This window comes from uncultured Aquabacterium sp. (genome assembly GCF_947366995.1).
GTDB lineage: Bacteria > Pseudomonadota > Gammaproteobacteria > Burkholderiales > Burkholderiaceae_C > Aquabacterium.
This window is the reverse complement of sequence record NZ_CANBCC010000029.1, coordinates 1-15352: the sequence shown is the minus strand read 5'-3', so window position 1 is coordinate 15352 and position 15352 is coordinate 1. Positions and strand designations below refer to the sequence as shown.

Here is a 15352-nt window from a genome sequence, read left to right as displayed (position 1 = left end):
CCCTTGCCGAGCGCGCAACGCAGAGCGCTGGATCAGCGCCCCGGCCCATGCGCGCCGGGAACATGACCGCGCCCACGGCCCGCCGGAGCGGAGGCTCCAATGGTCACACTGGCCGACGAGGTAGCAGGCGCATGCAGCGACGGCGACAACGCCCCTTCGCCGCTCAGCCCGGCCAGGATGCCGCAATGCCCGGCATCGCGCTCGTCCGGGCAGGCCGCACGCAGCGCCCGCAGTTGCTCTTGCAGCGCCTGCAACTCCGCAATCCGTTGCCCGACGTGGCCGATGTGTTCATCCAGCACCGTGTTCACGGCCTGACAACTCTGCTCGGGCGCGGCCTTCACGTCCAGCAGCACGCGGATCTCGTCCAGCGTCATGTCGAGCGAACGGCAGCGCCGGATGAAGCCCAGCCGCTCGACGTGGCTTTCGTCGTACACGCGGTAGTTGCTCGCCGATCGGGATGGCGCAGGCAGCAGGCCCTCTCGCTCGTAGAAGCGGATGGTTTCCACCAGGGTGCCCGCGCGGGCGGCCAGTTCACCGATTTTCATGGTGTCGCTCCAACACGCTTGACTCTGTACCAGCTACAGGGTTTCCAATCATGGCATGCAGACACCTTCCCTGTCCTCCAGCCCGCCTGAAGAACGCACGATGCCTTCCCAGGAATCTGCGGTCGCCCCGGCCGACGCAGCCACCATGCCCGAACCGGAGGGCGGCACCTGCGGCGGCCACGCCTGCGGGTGCAGCGGCAGCCAGACCATTCCGGTCGCGATGCCGGTCCAGGTGGCCATGCCGCGCGCGGCCGGCCGCAAGCCCTCTTCCCTGCCCTGGGCCGATTACCGCATTGCCAACATGGACTGCGCCTCGGAAGAGGCCGACATCCGCCGGGCGCTGGCGCCCGTGAGCGGCGTGCACGGCCTGCGGTTTCAACTGGCCGCCCGCGTGCTCAGCATCCAGGCCGAGGCGGTGGCCCTGCCCCAGGCGCTGTCTGCCATCCGCCAGGCCGGCTACAACCCGCAGCCGCTGACACCCCCGCCCGCCTCAGCGGATGGCGAGGCGGCGATGGTCTCGGGCGTGCGCCCCCACCCGACGCGCTTCATGGAAGGCTGGGGGCCGATGCTCATCGCCTTGGCGCTGGCCGTGGCCGCCGAGGTCATCGGCTTTGCTGGCAGTGACGCGGGCTGGATGCCCTGGGTAGGCCGAGCCCTTGCAGCCGCAGCCATCGCCTTGTCGGGTCTGGAAACGTACCGCAAGGGCTTGCTTGCACTGCGCCAGGGGCGCCTCAACATCAACGCGCTGATGACGGTGGCCGTGACGGGCGCCTTCGTCATCGGTCAGTGGCCCGAGGCCGCGATGGTGATGGCCCTGTACGCGCTGGCCGAACGCATCGAGGCCCGCTCGGTCGACCGCGCCCGTCAGGCCATTCAGACGCTGCTCGACCTAGCGCCGCGCGAAGCCATGGTCCAGCAGGCAGACGAATCGTGGCAACGCCAACCGGTCGAACAGATCGCCCTGGGCCAGCTGATCCGCATGGCCGCGGGTGAGCGTGTGCCGCTGGACGGCACCATCGTGGCGGGCCAGAGCGCGCTCGACCAGGCCCCGGTGACCGGTGAAAGCCTTCCCGTCGACAAGGGCCCGGGTGACACCGTGTTCGCAGGCACCGTCAATCAGACCGGCGAACTGACTGTGCGGGTCACGGCCCTGGTGGGCGACACCACCCTTGCCCGCATCATCCACGCCGTCGAGCAGGCCCAGGCCAGCCGCGCCCCCACGCAGCGCTTCGTCGACCGCTTTGCGGCCATCTACACCCCGGCGGTGTTTGCCATCGCTGTGGCTGTGGCGGTGCTGGGCCCGCTGCTCGGCGGCTGGACCGTGCTGGACGCGATCTACAAGGCGCTCGTGCTGCTGGTGATCGCCTGCCCCTGTGCCCTCGTGATCGCCACGCCCGTCACCGTGGTGAGCGCCCTGGCCACGGCCGCGCGCCGCGGCATCCTCGTCAAAGGCGGACGTTACCTTGAAGAGGCCCGCCAGCTGAAGGTGGTGGCCTTCGACAAAACGGGCACCCTGACGGCGGGCCAGCCGGCGCTGGTCCACTGGGAGGCACTGAACCCGTCGACCGACGCACAGGCCGACGCGCGGACACGACTGGCCCAGGTGGCCCGTAGCCTGGCTGCGCGCTCTACCCACCCGGTATCCCAAGCGATCGCCAATGGCTTGCCCGCCGGGGAATTGCAGACCGATCAGGTGCAAGCGCTGCCAGGCCGAGGCACGCAAGGGCGTGTGGAGGGCAAGACCCACATGCTGGGCAACCAGCGGCTGATGAACGAGCGCGGCCACGCCTCTCCGGATCTTCAGGTCCGCATGCAGACACAGGAAGCGCAGGGTCGAACGGTCACGGTGCTGGCCGACGACCACGGTGCGCAGGCTCTGTTTGCCGTGGCCGACACCGTCAAGCCCGGCTCGGCGGGCACGGTGCAAGCGCTCGGTCAACTGGGTGTGCATGCCGTGATGCTGTCCGGCGACAACGCAGCCACGGCGCGCCACGTCGGCGCCCAGGTCGGCCTGACCGACACCCGCGGCAATCTTCTACCCGACGACAAGCTTCGGGCGATCGACGCGTTGCGCCAATCCCATGGCCCGGTTGCCATGGTGGGCGACGGCATCAACGACGCCCCGGCACTCGCAAAAGCCGACATCGGCATCGCCATGGGCGGCGCCGGCACCGACACCGCCATGGAGGCGGCCGACGTCGTCATCATGAACGACGACCCGCAGCGCGTGCCTGAACTGATCCGGCTCTCACGCGCCACGCATGGCGTGCTGTGGCAGAACATCGCGCTGGCCCTGGGCATCAAGGCGGTGTTCCTGGTGCTGGCCGTGATGGGCCAGGCATCGATGTGGATGGCCGTGTTCGCCGACATGGGCGCCAGCCTGCTGGTGGTGGCCAATGGCCTGCGGATGCTGCGCTGGCGGCACGCGGGCTGAGCGCCCGCTACCCGTCGATCTTCTCGAACACGTCGGTGAAGCGCTCGCCGTTCCACGCATACAGCAGGTAAGCCGCATGCACACACGCCGAGGCACCCTTCGGCCGGAAGAGCCCGACGCACTCGCCTTCCGCGTGGCGCACGCTGCGGTACACCACTCCGGCCGAGCCCGCTGCCCGCAGCCTGCGCGCCAACGCCTGGGCTGCGCTGTAGTCGTCGGGGCTGTAGACCTCTGCCGGCACCACGCCCTCGGGGCGCAGGTCATGCAACGTGGCGCTGACCTTCACGGCATACAGCCGCATCGACAACTGCATGGCCGGCTGGGCGGTGGCCGTCAGAAAACGCGCATGGTGGTACTGGGTCTCGGCAATCGCCGTCATGCGGTCGTGCGCAGCGTAGAACACGCCATGCCGCCCGTCTGAGAACCGGCTGCCATCGGGGTTCAGGTGCGTGAAGGCCGCCATGATGGGGCCTGAGCCGGGACCCACGATGCGGTCTTCGGCGGACACCAGCTCGATGACGCCGGCTTCGTCGCGCAGCCTGTCGTTGGTCAACGCTTCAAGCGCATACAGTGCGTCGAAATCGTCCGGGTCGGCGATCCGGTCGTAGATGTAGACCGTTGGATAGCGCGTGGGCACGATCCGCCACGCCGGCTGCCAGCGGATCCGCTTCAGCGGAATTCCGTCACTGTCTGTCTGCCATGCCCCAACCGCCCTGGGCCCCGCCCGGCTCACGCCCAGCCGCCGCTGCGCACAGCGTCCAGATAGCGTCGTACGGCAAACAGGTCGGACACATTGCCGGCCAGCATGCGCTCAAGGGCCGTACGGCCGCCGAACAGCGGTGCGGTGTTGGGCTGGCGCACCCAGGCGTCCGCCGCCTTCGCATCGGGCAACAGAATCTGCAGCGACTTCCAGATGCCCAGCAGGTTGGACAGGCGCTCCAGCGTGTCGCGCGAGAGGCGCGCGGTTTCTGGTGACTTGCGCCAGGCAAAGAAGGTGGACCGTGCCGGCTCACCCAGCAGGCGGATCTGCTCGTCGACCGTGAGGTCCCAGGCATCGGCCAGCCGTGCGAAGGCCCGCAGGCCAGCCGCCGACATCTGCTGAAGCGAAGGCTCGGGGGGGGCGGTGGGTCGGGCTTGCAGTGCGGCGCTCATAATGAGTCCAATTATGGACTTGTTTTTCTTGTTTGTCCATTTTTGGCCTATGAGGGTTCAGCAGCCGGAAAGAGGAAAGCCCCGGGGCACTGACACCCACGGGGCTTTCACGAGGCCTGACCGGCTGACCGGCGCAAGACCAGCCAGCTTCTCATACCCTCAACGCTTCTTCACCGGCGGCAAGTCCGTGCAACTGCCATGCGCCGCTTCCGCGCACAGGCCGATGCTCTCACCCAGCGTCGGGTGCGGGTGGATCGTCTTGCCGATGTCGACCTCGTCGGCCCCCATCTCGATGGCCAGCGCGATCTCGCCGATCATGTCGCCCGCATGCGTGCCCACGATGCCGCCCCCCAGGATGCGGCCATGGCCGTGCGCCTCGGGGCTGTCATCGAACAGCAGCTTGGTGAAGCCTTCGTCGCGGCCGTTCGCGATGGCGCGGCCCGAAGCCGACCAAGGGAACAGACCCTTCTTCACCTTGATGCCCTGGGCCTTGGCCTGGTCCTCGGTCAGGCCGACCCAGGCCACTTCCGGGTCGGTGTAGGCCACGCTCGGGATCACGCGGGCGTCGAACTGGGCCTTGGCCAGCTTGTCGTCGCCCAGCAACTCCCCGGCCACCACTTCGGCCGCCACGTGGGCCTCGTGCACGGCCTTGTGCGCCAGCATCGGCTGCCCGACCAAGTCACCGATCGCGAAGATGTGCGGCACGTTGGTGCGCATCTGCACATCCACCGGAATGAAGCCGCGGTCCGACACGGCCACACCGGCCTTGTCGGCGTCGATCTTCTTGCCGTTGGGCGTGCGGCCCACCGCCTGCAATACCAGGTCGTAGGTCTGCTCGCTCAGCGTGCCGTCGGCCGCCTCGAACTTCACCTTGATGCCCTCCGGCGTGGCCTCGGCGCCCACTGTCTTGGTCTTCAACATGATGTTGTCGAAGCGGTGCGCGTTCATCTTCTGCCACACCTTGACCAGATCGCGGTCGGCACCCTGCATCAGGCCGTCCATCATCTCGACCACGTCCAGGCGGGCGCCCAGCGTCGAATACACCGTGCCCATTTCCAGGCCGATGATGCCGCCACCCACGATCAACATCTTCTTGGGCACGCCCTTGAGCGCCAGCGCGCCGGTCGAGTCCACGATGCGCTCGTCCTGCGGGAAGAACGGCAGGCGCACCGCCTGCGAGCCCGCCGCGATGATGGCGCGCTTGAACCGCACCACCTTGGCCGCGCCCGTCTTCTCCTGGCCCGCGCCCACGGTCTCTTCGACCTTCAGGTGATACGGGTCAAGGAAGACACCGTAGCCGCGCACGGTCGTGACCTTGCGCATCTTGGCCATCGCCGCCAGGCCACCGGTCAGCTTGCCGATGACCTTTTCCTTGTGGCCGCGCAGCTTGTCGATGTTGACGGTGGGCGCGCCGAAGTCCACGCCCAGGTCGGCCATGTGGCTCACCTCGTCCATCACGGCGGCCACATGCAGCAGCGCCTTCGAGGGGATGCAGCCCACGTTCAGGCACACACCGCCCAGCGTCGCGTAACGCTCGACGATGACGGTGTTGAGCCCCAGGTCGGCCGCGCGGAACGCCGCCGAGTAGCCGCCCGGGCCACCGCCCAGCACGACCACATCGCACTCCACATCCACCGGGCCGGTGTAGCTGCCAGCCGGTGCGGGTGTCACCACGGCGGGAGCCGGAGCGGGCGGCGCTGCAGGGGCAGCGGCCGGCGCTGGCGCAGGAGTTGGCGCGGCTACGGGGGCCGGTGCGTTTGCCTGTGCCGAAGCCCCAGCCTCTGCCGCTTCCAGCGTCAGGATCACGGTGCCCTGGTTGATCTTGTCACCCAGCGCGACCTTCAACTCCTTGACCACCCCGGCATGCGACGACGGGATCTCCATCGAGGCCTTGTCGCTTTCCACCGTGATCAGGCTCTGTTCCGCCTTCACCGTGTCGCCGGGCTTCACCAGCACCTCGATGATGGCCACGTCCTTGAAGTCGCCGATGTCCGGCACTTGCACGTCGATCATTGCCATGTCGTGCTCCTCATCAGAGCGCGATGCGGCGGAAATCCGCCAGCAGCGACGCGAAGTACACATTGAAGCGGGCAGCGGCGGCGCCGTCGATCACGCGGTGATCCCACGACAGCGACAGCGGCAGCATCAGGCGCGGCTGGAAGGCCTTGCCGTCCCACTTCGGCTCGATGGTGCTCTTGCACACGCCCATGATGGCCACTTCCGGCGCATTGATGATGGGGGTGAAGTACTTGCCACCGATGCCGCCCAGCGACGAAATCGAGAAGCATCCGCCCTGCATCTCGGCCGGGCTGAGCTTGCCGTCGCGGGCCTTCTTGGCCAGCTCCGACATCTCCTGGCTGATCTGCAGAATGCCCTTCTTGTCGGCATCCTTGATCACCGGCACCATCAGGCCGTTCGGCGTGTCTGCCGCAAAGCCGATGTGGAAGTAGTTCTTGAGCACCAGCTGATCGCCGTCCAGCGAGGCATTGAACTCGGGGAACTTCTTGAGCGCCGCCACGGCCGCCTTGATCATGAAGGCCAGCATCGTGACCTTCACGCCCGACTTCTCGTTCTCCTTGTTCAGCTGAACACGGAAGGCTTCCAGGTCGGTGATGTCGGCGTCGTCGTGGTTGGTGACGTGCGGGATCACAACCCAGTTGCGATGCAGGTTGGCGCCCGAGATCTTCTTGATGCGCGACAGGTCCTTGCGCTCGACTGGGCCGAACTTGGCGAAGTCGACCTGCGGCCAGGGCAGCAACCCCGGGAACGTGCCACCTGCAGCGGCGGATGCGGCCGCAGGCGCCTTGGCCTTCTGCGCGGCGGTCTGCGTGTCGCCCGACATCACGCCCTTGACGAAGCCTTGCACATCGTCCTGGGTGATGCGGCCCTTCAGCCCCGTGCCCTTGACCTCTGCCAATGGCACACCCAACTCACGCGCGAACTTGCGCACACTGGGCGACGCATGGGGCAGCGCAGCACTCGGGGTGCCGGGCTGATGAGCGGGCAGCGTGGCCGGGGCGCTGGTCACCGCCGGCGCAGCAGCGGGAGCCGCAGCAGCGGGGCTCGGCGCCGGTGCCGAAGGGGCAGCTGGTGCAACGGGTGCGGCCGGTGCAGCAGCAGGTGCGGCGCCACCGCCGGCGCCTTCCAGCACCACGATCGGCTTGCCCTTGCTGACCTTGTCACCCAGGTTCACCAGCAAGCTCTTGACCACCCCGGCATGCGACGACGGGATTTCCATCGACGCCTTGTCGCTCTCGACGGTGATCAGGCTCTGCTCGGCCTTCACGGTGTCGCCCACCTTGACCAGCAGCTCGATCACAGCGACTTCGTCGAAGTCGCCGATGTCGGGCACCACCACCTCGATGGGGCCGGACGATGCAACTGCGGCGGGCGCGGGAGCGGCAGCAGGAACTGCCGGAGCCGAGGCCGGGGCCGGGGCCGGAGTTGCAGCAGGGGCCGCTGCAGGCGCAGGAGCGGGCGCTGCAGCCGCTGCTTCAGCAGACTCCAACACCAACACCACCGAGCCTTCGCTCACCTTGTCGCCCAGCGCCACCTTGAGTTCCTTCACCACGCCAGCGTGGGAAGACGGGATCTCCATCGAGGCCTTGTCGCTTTCCACCGTGATCAGGCTCTGTTCCGCCTTCACGGTGTCGCCGGCCTTCACCAGCACCTCGATGATCGCCACTTCGTCGAAGTCCCCGATGTCAGGGACCTTCACTTCAATCAATGCCATGTTTGTGCTCCGTCACAGACGAAGAAATTGAATGGATCGTGGGCCGGCCGGCGCGAACCTGCCACAGGGCAAGCACACACACACGGCCGGCATCGGCAGCCCGTGACGGGCTCAGGCGTACAGCGGGTTGACCTTGTCGGCCTTGATTCCGTACTTCTGGATGGCCTCGGCCACCTTGGCCGCGGGCACCTTGCCTTCTTCGGCCAGCGCCTTCAGCGCGGCCACCACGATGTAATGGCGATTGATCTCGAAGTGCTCGCGCAGCTTGCTGCGGAAGTCGCTGCGACCGAAGCCGTCCGTGCCCAGCACCTTGTAGCTGCGGCCCTTCGGGATGAAGGGACGGATCTGCTCGGCGTAGTTCTTCATGTAGTCCGTCGAGGCCACCACCGGGCCGTCGAACGGCTGCAGCTGCTGCGTCACGAACGACACCTTCGGCGTCTCCAGCGGGTGCAGCATGTTGAAGCGCTCCACGTCCTGGCCGTCGCGGGCCAGTTCGTTGAAGCTCGGGCAGCTCCACACGTTGGCGGTCAGGCCCCAGTCAGACTCCAGCAGCGCCTTGGCCGCGATCGACTCGCGCAGGATCGTGCCCGAACCCAGCAGGTTCACCGCCGGCTTGCCGGCCTGGCCTTCGTCCAGCAGGTACATGCCCTTGAGGATCTGCTCTTCCGTACCCTGCTTCAGGCCCGGCATCGCATAGTTCTCGTTGAGCAGCGTCAGGTAGAAAAACACGTTCTCCTGGTTCTCGACCATGCGCTTGAGGCCATGGTGCAGGATCACGCCCACCTCGTGCGCAAACGACGGGTCGTACGACACGCAGTTGGGGATGGTGCCGGCCAGGATGTGGCTGTGGCCGTCTTCGTGCTGCAGGCCTTCGCCGTTCAGCGTCGTGCGACCCGACGTGCCGCCCAGCAGGAAGCCGCGCGCCTGCATGTCACCGGCCGCCCAGGCCAGGTCACCGATGCGCTGGAAGCCGAACATCGAGTAGTACACGTAGAACGGGATCATGATCCGGTTCGAGGTGCTGTAGCTCGTGGCGGCCGCAATCCAGCTCGACATGCCGCCGGCTTCGTTGATGCCTTCCTGCAGGATCTGGCCGGCCTTGTCCTCGCGGTAGTACATCACCTGGTCCTTGTCGACCGGGGTGTACTGCTGGCCCGCAGGGTTGTAGATGCCGACCTGGCGGAACAGGCCTTCCATGCCGAAGGTACGGGCTTCGTCGACCAGGATGGGCACGACGCGCGGACCCAGCTCCTTGTCACGCAGCAGCTGCGTCAGGAAGCGCACATAGGCCTGCGTGGTCGAGATCTCGCGGCCTTCCGCGGTGGGCTCGAGCACAGCCTTGAACGTCTCCAGCGGCGGCACGGTGAACTGCTCTTCCGCACGCGAACGGCGGCTCGGCAGGTAACCGCCGAGGGCCTTGCGGCGCTCGTGCAGGTACTTCATCTCCGGCGAGTCTTCCGAAGGCTTGTAGAACGGGATCTTCGGCAGCTCGCTGTCCGGGATGGGGATGTTGAAGCGGTCGCGGAAGTACTTGATGTCTTCGTCCGTCAGCTTCTTGGTCTGGTGAACGGTGTTCTTGCCTTCACCGGCCTTGCCCATGCCGAAGCCCTTGACCGTCTTGATCAACAGCACGGTCGGCTGGCCCTTGTGGTTCACGGCCCGGTCGTAGGCGGCGTACACCTTCTGCGGGTCGTGGCCGCCACGGCGCAGCGCCCAGATCTGCTCGTCCGTCATCTTCGAGACCAGTTCGGCCACGCGCGGGTCGCGCTCGAAGAAGTTCTTGCGGACGAACGCGCCGTCGTTGGCCTTCATGGCCTGGTAATCGCCGTCCAGGATGTCCATCATGATCTTGCGCATGCGGCCATCCTTGTCCTTGGCCAGCAGCGGATCCCAGTCGCTGCCCCAAAGCAGCTTGATCACGTTCCAGCCCGAACCGCGGAATTCGCCTTCCAGCTCCTGCACGATCTTGCCGTTGCCACGCACCGGGCCGTCCAGACGCTGCAGGTTGCAGTTCACCACGAAGATCAGGTTGTCGAGCTTCTCGCGGGCGGCCAGGCCGATCGCGCCCAGCGATTCCGGCTCGTCCATTTCGCCGTCACCGCAGAACACCCACACCTTGCGGTTCGACGTGTCGGCAATGCCACGGGCATGCAGGTACTTCAGGAAGCGCGCCTGGTAGATCGCCATCAGCGGGCCCAGGCCCATCGACACCGTCGGGAACTGCCAGAAGTTCGGCATCAGCTTCGGGTGCGGATAGCTCGACAGGCCCTTGCCGTCGACTTCCTGGCGGAAATGCAGCAACTGCTCCTCGGTCAGGCGGCCTTCCAGGTAGGCGCGGGCATACACACCAGGCGACACGTGGCCCTGGAAATAGATGCAATCGCCGCCGTGGCCTTCGCTCTCGGCGTGCCAGAAGTGGTTGAAGCCAGCACCGAACATGTGCGCCAGCGAGGCGAACGAACCGATGTGACCGCCCAGGTCACCGCCGTCTTCCGGGTTGTGCCGGTTGGCCTTCACCACCATCGCCATCGCGTTCCAGCGCATGTAGGCGCGCAGACGCTCTTCGATCTCGATGTTGCCGGGGCAGCGCGCTTCGTCTTCGGCCGGAATGGTGTTGACGTACGCCGTGGTGGCCGAGAACGGCATGTCGATGCCGGCCTGGCGGGCGTGGTCGAGCACGGTCTCGAGCAGATCATGGGCGCGGTTGCGGCCCTCCGTCTCGATGACGCCGGACAGCGCGTCCAGCCACTCGCGGGTTTCTTGGGGATCCAGGTCCAGCGATGCGGACGGCAAAGGATCATGGGCAGACATGGGGTGAGTCTCCTGGTGTAAGTGGCCTTGCGCCCCAGTATGGGCACTTGGCCGGATTCCGAACACGTGGATAAACGCGAGGAATCGGGTCACGATGTCGTTTGGTACCCCAGGGGTGGCGGGGCGCCAAACCCGAGCAATATAGCCGGCTTTCCCCCTGATTCCGATGTGGGAGTCCGCACCGATAATCCGGCCATGCCTTTTTCGTCTTCGAGCCACAACCCGGCGGTGCAGGTCGTAACCAAAGCCGGGCAGCCCTCGCGCCTGTTCTGGCGCTGGTGGCGCAAACAAAGCCCCAGCCAGCAGGACCGTTACGCCACGCTGGGCCCGCTGGTTTCCGTGCTGCTGTTCCTGGCCGCCATCATTGCCGCCTTCTGGTATCTGCGCAACGAGGAGATCGAGCGCGAGCAGGAGGCCGTCAAGCGCGACACCGAGGTGGTTCAACAGCAGATCCGCCTGCGCCTGATCGAAAACCAGGAGCAACTACTTCGGCTGGCGCGCGACGTGTCGATGCGCACCGTCACGCCCGACCAGTTCATGAAGCAGGCGGCCGACTTCGTGCGTGCCCGGCCCGAGGTGATCAGCGTCTCGTGGGTGCAGGCCGATGAGCAGATCCGCGCCAGCCAGTCGACGACGGGCATGCTGCTCGAGCCCGGTCAGGGCATGGACCTCGACCAGTTCAGCCGCCAGCTCGAGGCTTACAACCCGCAGGACGCCAAGGAATCGCACAGCGCCTTCCAGCTGGCCCGTCAGCGCAGCCAGCCGGTGTACTCGCAGCCCTACACCAACGCGCTGGCCACCAAGGTCATCCAGGTCCACATCCCGCTGATCGACCGCAGCGGCTTCGTCGGCACCGTGGTCACCGAGTACGCGCTCGAAGCCATGATGCGCTACCTCGTTCCGCGCGAGGTGGCGGGTCGCCATGCCATGGCCCTGGTCCGGGTCGACGGCGAGACGCTGACCAGCACCGTCGGCAGCCACACCGAGCGCTCCGCGAAACCCACCTTCGTTCACGAGGTCATCGTCACCCCGGTGGGCAACGGCCTGATCCTGCGCGGCACGGGTTACCGAACCTCATCCAACCTGATCGGCAACACCCTGTTCTGGATGGTGGTGGCGCTGTCAGCCCTGACGGTGTGGACGCTGATGGGCACGCTGCGCCACATGCGGCGCCGCGCCCAAATCCAGAAGACGCTGGTGCAGGAAACCAACTTCCGGCGCGCGATGGAAAACTCCATGCTGACCGGCATGCGCACCATCGACCTGGAAGGCCGCATCAGCTATGTGAACCCCGCTTTCTGCGCGATGACGGGTTTCTCGGAAGAGGAACTCCTCGGCTGCGTACCGCCCTACCCTTACTGGCCAAAAGACCGCATCGACGAGTTCAACCGCATGTTCCAGCAGGAACTGCTCGGCCGCAGCCCCATGGGCGGTATCGAGGTGGTGATGCAGCGGCGCGACGGCAGCCAGTTCGATGCCCGCATGTACGTCTCGCCGCTGATCGACGCCCAGGGCGACCAGACCGGCTGGATGACGTCCATCACCAACATCACCGAGGCCAAGCGCGTGCGCGACCAGCTCACCGCCGCGCACGAGCGCTTTACCACGGTGCTGGAAGGGCTGGACGCCGCCGTGTCGGTGATGTCCGTTCAGCGCGGCGAGTTGTTGTTCGCCAACCGCTCCTACCGCCTGTGGTTCGGCGGCAACCCCGACGCCCACGCGCAGCTCACTGGCGGCGAACTGCAGCCCGACTACCAGGGCGAGGCCGACGAAGCCGTCGACAGTTTCGGCGGGCTGCCCGCCCAGGAACTGACGGATGCGGGCAGCGATTCCCGGGAGGTCTTCCTCGACACCGTTCAGAAGTGGTTCGACGTGCGCGCCCGCTACGTGCAGTGGACGGACGGCAATCTGGCGCAGATGCTGATCGCCACCGACATCACCGCGCGCAAGCAGGCCGACGAGGCGGCCGCGCGCCAGGCTGAAAAGTCCCAGTTCACCAGCCGCCTGATCACGATGGGCGAAATGGCCTCGACCGTTGCGCATGAGCTGAATCAGCCGCTGGCCGCCATCTCCAACTACTGCAGCGGCATGATGAGCCGGGTCCGCTCGGGCAACATCGACAACGAACAGCTCATCAGCGCACTCGACAAGACCTCCCGCCAGGCGCAGCGCGCCGGCCAGATCATCCACCGCATCCGCCAGTTCGTGAAGCGCAGCGAGCCGCAACGCCAGCCGGCCCGCGTGCGCGACATCACCGACGCGGTGATGGAGCTGGCCATGTTCGAGATGAAGCGCCGCCGGGTGACGCTCAACGCCCAGATCGCCCCGCGGCTGCCCACGCTGATGGCCGACCCGATCCTGATCGAACAGGTGCTGCTGAACCTCCTGAAGAACGCCGCCGAGGCCATCGACGGCGCGCAGATGCCCCAGTCTCGCCGCCACATCGACCTCCGGGTCCAGCAACGTGTCCTGGAAGACCAGGGCAAGGTCGTGGAGTTCGCGGTGCTCGACAGCGGCCCCGGCATGAAGGAAGAGATGCTGGCGCGCCTGTTCGAAGCCTTCCATTCCACCAAGGCGGAGGGCCTCGGGATCGGCCTGAGCCTGTGCCGCTCCATCATCGAGTCGCACCAGGGCCGGATCAAGGCCGAGAACATCTACAATGATTCGACGGTCATCGGGTGCAGCTTCACCTTCACCCTGCCCGTCGATGCGGGTGGCACTGCTGATTTCCAGGACTCCCTGCCGCCCCCTTCCAACGACTTGCTTGCCGATAACCCATGAGCTTGATCCCGAAAAAAGGCACCGTGTATGTGGTTGACGACGACGAGGCCGTGCGCGACTCGCTGCAGTGGCTGCTCGAAGGCAAGGACTACCGTGTGCGGTGTTTCGACTCCGCCGAATCGTTCCTGGCGCGATTCGACCCGCGCGAAGTGGCCTGTCTGATCGCCGACATTCGCATGGATGGCATGAGCGGCCTGGAACTCCAGGACAAGCTGCTGGAGCGCAAGTCCCCGTTGCCCATCGTGTTCATCACCGGCCACGGTGACGTGCCCATGGCCGTGAACACCATGAAAAAGGGCGCGATGGACTTCATCGAGAAGCCCTTCAAGGAAGACGCCCTGGTGGCCCTCGTCGAGCGCATGCTGGACCAGGCCCGGGCCGCCTTCTCTCAGTCGCAGGAAGCTGCCAGCCGCGAAGCCCTGCTGTCGCGCCTCACCACCCGCGAAGCCCAGGTGCTCGAGCGCATCGTGGCCGGCCGCCTGAACAAGCAGATCGCCGACGACCTGGGCATCTCCATCAAGACGGTGGAAGCCCACCGTGCCAACGTGATGGAAAAGCTCAATGCCAACACGGTGGCCGACCTGCTGAAGATCGCGCTGGGCGCCAACGCCCCGGCCGCCACCAAGTAAGCACACGAACCGGAGGCCGGCCCCACACTTGCCGTGTCTCTTGCAGAAAGGCCGCCACCCGCGGCCTTTTTCCTTTCCGATTTCTGATCTTTCTGCCCCGGAGTTCCCCATGACCGCCCAACTGATCGACGGCAACGCCCTGTCCAAGCAACTGCGCAGCGAGGTGGCCGAACGCGCCGCCGCCCTGACCGCCAAGGGCCTGAAGCCCGGTCTGGCCGTCGTACTGGTGGGCGACAACCCGGCCAGCCAGGTGTACGTGCGCAACAAGGTCAAGGCCTGCGAGGACGTCGGCTTTCACTCCGTGCTGGAAAAGTACGACGCCAGCATGACCGAGGCCGAACTGCTGGCCCGCGTCGAGGCGCTCAACAACGACCCCAGCATCCACGGCATCCTGGTGCAGCTGCCCCTGCCCAAGCACATCGACGACCACAAGGTCATCGAGGCCATCTCGCCGCTGAAGGACGTCGACGGCTTCCACGTCGCCAGCGCGGGCGCCCTGATGGTGGGTGAAGTCGGCTTTAAGGCCTGCACGCCCTATGGCTGCATGAAGATGCTCGAGTCCATCGGCATGAAGGACCTGCGCGGCAAGCACGCCGTGGTGATCGGCCGCTCGAACATCGTTGGCAAGCCCATGGCCATGATGCTGTTGCAGGCCAATGCCACCGTCACCGTCACGCACAGCGGCACGGCCGCCCTGGCCCACCACACGCGCCAGGCCGACATCGTCGTGGCCGCCGTGGGCAAGCGCAACGTGCTGACCGCCGACATGATCAAGCCCGGCGCGGTGGTGATCGACGTGGGCATGAACCGCGACGACGCCGGCAAGCTGTGCGGTGACGTCGACTTTGCCGGCCTGAAAGAGGTGGCGGGCTACATCACCCCCGTGCCCGGCGGGGTTGGCCCGATGACGATTACCATGTTGCTGGTCAACACGATGGAAGCGGCCGAACGGGCCGCCGCCCAGCGCGCCTGACCTGCGACCCACTCAGCGACAACGGGGGGCTGCCTACCCGTGGCCCCCGAAGGACACCATGAGCACCAACCCCTTGCTTGACACCACCGGCCTGCCGCTTTTCGACCAGATCCAGCCCGAGCACGTCACGCCCGCGATGGACGTGCTGCTCGCGCAGGCCGAAGAGGCCCTGGCCAAGGTGACCGGCCCCGACGTGCCGGCCGACTACGACGCGCTGTCGCTGCTGCTGGACGTGGCCACGGAAAAGCTGGGGCGAGCCTGGGGTGCTGTGGGCCACCTCAACAGCGTGGCCGA

The 15352-nt window shown here is 66.5% G+C and carries 10 protein-coding genes and 1 pseudogene; 5 read left to right on the top strand and 6 right to left on the bottom strand.

The window, feature by feature from the left end; all coding sequences use genetic code 11:
• Positions 1–32: 32 nt before the first annotated feature.
• Positions 33–545: a Cd(II)/Pb(II)-responsive transcriptional regulator gene (gene cadR, locus Q0Z44_RS09620; protein ID WP_298012005.1), complete on the bottom strand. Its 513-nt coding sequence runs from the start codon at positions 543–545 to the stop codon at positions 33–35.
• A gap of 55 nt (positions 546–600) precedes the next feature.
• On the opposite strand from cadR, the gene Q0Z44_RS09615 reads away from it, so the two are divergent.
• The gene (locus Q0Z44_RS09615; protein WP_298012004.1) at positions 601–2979 is read left to right on the top strand and encodes a cation-translocating P-type ATPase; all 2379 of its coding nucleotides are present in this window, start codon (positions 601–603) and stop codon (positions 2977–2979) included.
• A gap of 7 nt (positions 2980–2986) precedes the next feature.
• Here the strand turns inward: Q0Z44_RS09615 and Q0Z44_RS09610 are convergent, their stop codons facing one another.
• From Q0Z44_RS09610 to aceE, 5 genes are all read right to left on the bottom strand, one after another.
• A complete protein-coding gene (locus Q0Z44_RS09610) occupies positions 2987–3616 on the bottom strand; it encodes an RES family NAD+ phosphorylase (protein ID WP_298012003.1) in 630 nt (209 codons plus the stop codon).
• A gap of 92 nt (positions 3617–3708) precedes the next feature.
• The gene (locus Q0Z44_RS09605) at positions 3709–4131 is read right to left on the bottom strand and encodes an MbcA/ParS/Xre antitoxin family protein (RefSeq protein WP_298012002.1); all 423 of its coding nucleotides are present in this window, start codon (positions 4129–4131) and stop codon (positions 3709–3711) included.
• Between the two features lie 159 nt (positions 4132–4290).
• Positions 4291–6150: a dihydrolipoyl dehydrogenase gene (gene lpdA, locus Q0Z44_RS09600; RefSeq protein ID WP_298012000.1), complete on the bottom strand. Its 1860-nt coding sequence runs from the start codon at positions 6148–6150 to the stop codon at positions 4291–4293.
• A gap of 13 nt (positions 6151–6163) precedes the next feature.
• A complete protein-coding gene (gene aceF / locus Q0Z44_RS09595; RefSeq protein WP_298011999.1) occupies positions 6164–7864 on the bottom strand; it encodes a dihydrolipoyllysine-residue acetyltransferase in 1701 nt (566 codons plus the stop codon).
• Between the two features lie 111 nt (positions 7865–7975).
• The gene (gene aceE, locus Q0Z44_RS09590) at positions 7976–10675 is read right to left on the bottom strand and encodes a pyruvate dehydrogenase (acetyl-transferring), homodimeric type (protein WP_298011998.1); all 2700 of its coding nucleotides are present in this window, start codon (positions 10673–10675) and stop codon (positions 7976–7978) included.
• 195 nt (positions 10676–10870) lie between these two features.
• Between aceE and Q0Z44_RS09585 the strand changes: the two genes are divergently transcribed.
• The 4 genes and pseudogenes from Q0Z44_RS09585 to Q0Z44_RS09570 form a co-directional block, all read left to right on the top strand.
• Positions 10871–13456 carry a PAS domain S-box protein gene (locus tag Q0Z44_RS09585; RefSeq protein WP_298011997.1) on the top strand — a complete coding sequence of 862 codons (2586 nt, stop codon included), beginning with the start codon at positions 10871–10873 and terminating at the stop codon, positions 13454–13456.
• On the top strand, positions 13453–14085 hold the full coding sequence (locus Q0Z44_RS09580) for a response regulator transcription factor (RefSeq protein WP_109036562.1): 633 nt from the start codon (positions 13453–13455) through the stop codon (positions 14083–14085). Before Q0Z44_RS09585 ends, Q0Z44_RS09580 begins: the two co-directional genes overlap by 4 nt.
• A gap of 109 nt (positions 14086–14194) precedes the next feature.
• Positions 14195–15058 carry a bifunctional methylenetetrahydrofolate dehydrogenase/methenyltetrahydrofolate cyclohydrolase FolD gene (gene folD / locus Q0Z44_RS09575; protein ID WP_298011994.1) on the top strand — a complete coding sequence of 288 codons (864 nt, stop codon included), beginning with the start codon at positions 14195–14197 and terminating at the stop codon, positions 15056–15058.
• A 58-nt stretch (positions 15059–15116) separates the two neighbouring features.
• A pseudogene (locus Q0Z44_RS09570) lies at positions 15117–15352 on the top strand (oligopeptidase A); the annotation flags it as partial.

Excerpts from the sequence above, each read along its gene's own strand:
- lpdA (WP_298012000.1), bottom strand. The coding sequence starts at position 6,150 with ATGGCAATGATCGACGTGCAAGTGCCGGACATCGGCGACTTCAAGGAC.
- Q0Z44_RS09605 (WP_298012002.1), bottom strand. The coding sequence starts at position 4,131 with ATGAGCGCCGCACTGCAAGCCCGACCCACCGCCCCCCCCGAGCCTTCG.
- Q0Z44_RS09585 (WP_298011997.1), top strand. The coding sequence starts at position 10,871 with ATGCCTTTTTCGTCTTCGAGCCACAACCCGGCGGTGCAGGTCGTAACC.
- cadR (WP_298012005.1), bottom strand. The coding sequence starts at position 545 with ATGAAAATCGGTGAACTGGCCGCCCGCGCGGGCACCCTGGTGGAAACC.
- Q0Z44_RS09580 (WP_109036562.1), top strand. The coding sequence starts at position 13,453 with ATGAGCTTGATCCCGAAAAAAGGCACCGTGTATGTGGTTGACGACGAC.
- folD (WP_298011994.1), top strand. The coding sequence starts at position 14,195 with ATGACCGCCCAACTGATCGACGGCAACGCCCTGTCCAAGCAACTGCGC.
- Q0Z44_RS09615 (WP_298012004.1), top strand. The coding sequence starts at position 601 with ATGCAGACACCTTCCCTGTCCTCCAGCCCGCCTGAAGAACGCACGATG.
- aceE (WP_298011998.1), bottom strand. The coding sequence starts at position 10,675 with ATGTCTGCCCATGATCCTTTGCCGTCCGCATCGCTGGACCTGGATCCC.
- aceF (WP_298011999.1), bottom strand. The coding sequence starts at position 7,864 with ATGGCATTGATTGAAGTGAAGGTCCCTGACATCGGGGACTTCGACGAA.